This is a genomic window from Oceanibaculum indicum P24 (assembly GCF_000299935.1).
Classification (GTDB): domain Bacteria; phylum Pseudomonadota; class Alphaproteobacteria; order Oceanibaculales; family Oceanibaculaceae; genus Oceanibaculum; species Oceanibaculum indicum.
This window is the reverse complement of record NZ_AMRL01000054.1, coordinates 1-3,137: the sequence shown is the minus strand read 5'-3', so window position 1 is coordinate 3,137 and position 3,137 is coordinate 1. Positions and strand designations below refer to the sequence as shown.

Here is a 3,137-nt window from a genome sequence, read left to right as displayed (position 1 = left end):
TACCGGCTGCTGCCACTGCCCGGCTGTGTCGCCTGCGACCTGTCCGGCGAGCTGCCCGACGCGCCTGCCTATCTGGCGCTCACCGGGGCGCTGGCGCCGGATGGTGTGCCGGTGGCCTTCACGAATGTGCGGGCCGAAGGCCGGCGCTTCGAGGCGATGGACGGGCGCGCGATGATCGCCCGCATCGCCCGCGAGGTTTTCCAGTGCGAGGCCGAAGCGCTGATCCGCCGGATTGTCGGCAATATGGAGGAGCGCGACCACGCCACCGCCATACTGGAACGGCTGGCGCTGAAGCCCTAGCTGATGCCTTCGATGGCCAGCGTGCGGCGCACGGCCGGACGCGCCAGCACGCGCTCGAAATGCTTGCCCACCTGCGGGAAGTCGCGCGCCGGGCGGGAGAGGTTGCGGCCCCAGCGCGTCAGCATGAACAGAAACAGATCGGCAGCACTGAACGCATCGCCCAGCAGATAGGGGCCGTGCTTGGCGAGAGTTGCGTCGATATGGGCGAAATGCTCCTTCAGCGCGGTGTCCGCCTTAGCCTTCACCGCCGCCTGCCCGGCGCTGCCGTCGATGAAATAGTCGGCGTGGTAGAAATTCATGAAGCGCGCCTGCACCGTGTTGGTGAGGTAGGTGATCCACTGATAATAGGCTGCGCGCTCGGCGCTGCCTGGCGTGGGGGCAAGGCCCGAGGCCGGGTACAGGTCGGCGATGTGCATCAGGATCGCCGCCGCCTCGCAGACGATCTGGCGTGATCCATCCTTCTCGATCACCAGCGCCGGCACCACGCCATGCGGGTTCAGCGCCAGATAGTCGGGCTTGCGGTGCTCGCCCGCCTTCAGGTCCAGCTTCACGAAGCGGTAGTCGCTGCCTTCGGCCAGCCCGGCTTCCTGCAAGGCGGCGTGCGGGGCAAGATTCGCGTTTCCGGGGCCGCCATAGAGTAGATACATGCCGGCCTCCCTGGCCTGTCGGTTCTGATTGTTTATGTCGTGCTCAGCAGATGTCGGGCTGTTCCTCGCGGCAGGCTGCCTTGGCCGAGCGCGATGAAGAGCCCGGGCGCGACGCCACCTGCATCTCGCGCCGCAGCTCGGCGATCTGCCGTTCCATGCCCTGCCGCTCCTTCTGGAAGCGGGCAAAATCCTTGCCTTCCAGCTTCTCGCCGGTCGGGAATTTCACGCTCATCGGGTTCACCTGCCCGCTGCCCTTCAGCACCTCGTAATGCAGGTGCGGGCCGGTCGAGCGCCCGGTGGTGCCGACATAGCCGATGACCTGGCCCTGCTGGACCCGCGCGCCGGCCCGGATGCCCGGCGCGATGCGGCTCATATGCGCATAGGCGGTGGCGAACTCGCTGTTGTGGCGGATCTGGACATAGCGGCCATAGGCGCCGAACCATTCCGCCTTGGCCACCGTACCGCTGCCCGCCGCCATGATCGGCGTGCCGGTGGGGGCGGCGAAGTCGATGCCGCGATGCATCTTGCCATAGCCCAGGATCGGGTGCTTGCGCATGCCATAGCCCGAGGACAGGCGGGCACCGTCGATCGGCGTGCGCAGCAGCGCCTTGCGCACCGATTCGCCGCGCGGATCGAAGAAGTCGAACTCGCCCGGCCGCGGCTCGAAGCGGAAGATCGGCATGGTCTTGCCGGACAGGGTCATGCTGGCATAGTGCACGGCGCCGGTGTTCACCACGTCGCCCGCTTCGTTGCGCAGCTCCTCGAACATAATGTCGAAACGGTCGCCGGGCTGGATGTCGCGCTGGAAATCGACATCGAAGCTGAAGGCCCGCACCATCTCCCACAGCGCGGCGATCGGGATGCCGGCCTCGATGGCGGTCTCGTACAGGCTGGAATTGATCCGCCCGCCGCGCAGCACCGTGACCGTCTGCAGCGGGAATTCGATCTGCTCGGCAGCGAAGCCGCCATTGCCGTCGCGGCGCACCTGCACCTCGCGCTCGACGCTGGGCTGCAGCGCAAGGCCCAGTAGTGCGCTCTTGCGCTCGACCTCGATCTCCAGTGGCAGCTTCAGGCTGGCCGGCGGCAGGAAGGTCAGGGTGATGTCCTGGCCGGGGCGCAGCTGGCGCGGATCATAGACGCTGCTCAGCCCTTCGATGGCCTGGTGTGCCTCGCCACGCTCGATGCCGGCATCGACCAGCAGCTTCATCAGCGTGTCGCCGCGCTTCACCGTCACCACCTGTTCGGTCGGCTCGCGCTGCATCGCCTGCACCACGCCCTCGGGCAGGCGGGTCGCGGCGAGATGGGCATAGGTGGTGGGGTCGAGATCGCGCTCGGAGAAACCGGCCTGGCGGCTGGCACCGTCATTATCGCCGAACCAGCGGCTGAGCCAGCTCCAGTCGCGCGGCTGTTCTATAGAGGTGGACGCGCTCACAGATTGAACGCCAGACGGATTGCCCGCCTGGTCGAACGGCGCGGTCGCGGCGATCTGCGGGCGCTGCGTGACCGGCTGCTGCGCGTCGCGCGCCGCCAGATCCTGCGCGAAATAGCCGATCCCCAGCGCTGCGGCCATTCCGGCCATGGCTAGAATCCGCCCCCTCATGCCGTGCCATAGGCGCGCATGCGTGCCCCCCACTCTTTCGCTCTTGCCGTCGCGACGCCGGCCCTGCTGACCAGCATCCCCCACCACTTGTTTGGAATCAGCCTCAACGATGCGGGCTTCGGGACGCGAAGTCAACGGGCTATCCTTATGAAACAAAGGCTTCCCCAAGATAGGTGCAGCGGGGTGTGAGGGCGAGGGTACGGCTTCTCCGGCCTCACATCCCGACCCCTCCTTTATAGGGGAACAGGAGGCCAGGACGGTGAAAGGCCAGTCGCCGCGCGGGCTTCAGCCTGTTCTATAAGGGCGGTTTTCCGGGCGCAACGAAAGGATCGGAAAAAATCTGCAATAAACCGTTTGACAGGCCGGAACGACCCGCCTATAACCCCGGCCTCGCCACGGTGCGGGGCCAACGAAACGGCCCGGCGGACGCGGCGAAAGCCCAGGGGAAACCTTGAGCAAACGCTCATTGACAAGTGAATATTCTGAGAAGGGATGCGTGGGCGGCGGCCTGTATGAGGTTAGCTGTCTGTCGTATCCTGGAAGTGACGTTTCTGGTCTGGCTTCGGCTGGGCTGGGAATGTCAGCTCTAT

At 66.2% G+C, this 3,137-nt stretch carries 3 protein-coding genes; 1 reads left to right on the top strand and 2 read right to left on the bottom strand.

Features of this window, described 5'->3' with window-relative positions; all coding sequences use genetic code 11:
* A partial coding sequence (locus tag P24_RS20365; protein WP_008946347.1) for a hypothetical protein occupies positions 1-300 on the top strand: 300 nt, incomplete at its 5' end.
* Here P24_RS20365 and P24_RS18865 read toward each other — a convergent pair.
* Both P24_RS18865 and P24_RS18860 read right to left on the bottom strand, forming a co-directional pair.
* Positions 297-947: a glutathione S-transferase family protein gene (locus P24_RS18865; RefSeq protein ID WP_008946346.1), complete on the bottom strand. Its 651-nt coding sequence runs from the start codon at positions 945-947 to the stop codon at positions 297-299. The genes P24_RS20365 and P24_RS18865 overlap by 4 nt on opposite strands.
* A gap of 43 nt (positions 948-990) precedes the next feature.
* On the bottom strand, positions 991-2,526 hold the full coding sequence (locus P24_RS18860; RefSeq protein WP_008946345.1) for a M23 family metallopeptidase: 1,536 nt from the start codon (positions 2,524-2,526) through the stop codon (positions 991-993).
* Positions 2,527-3,137 lie beyond the last annotated feature (611 nt).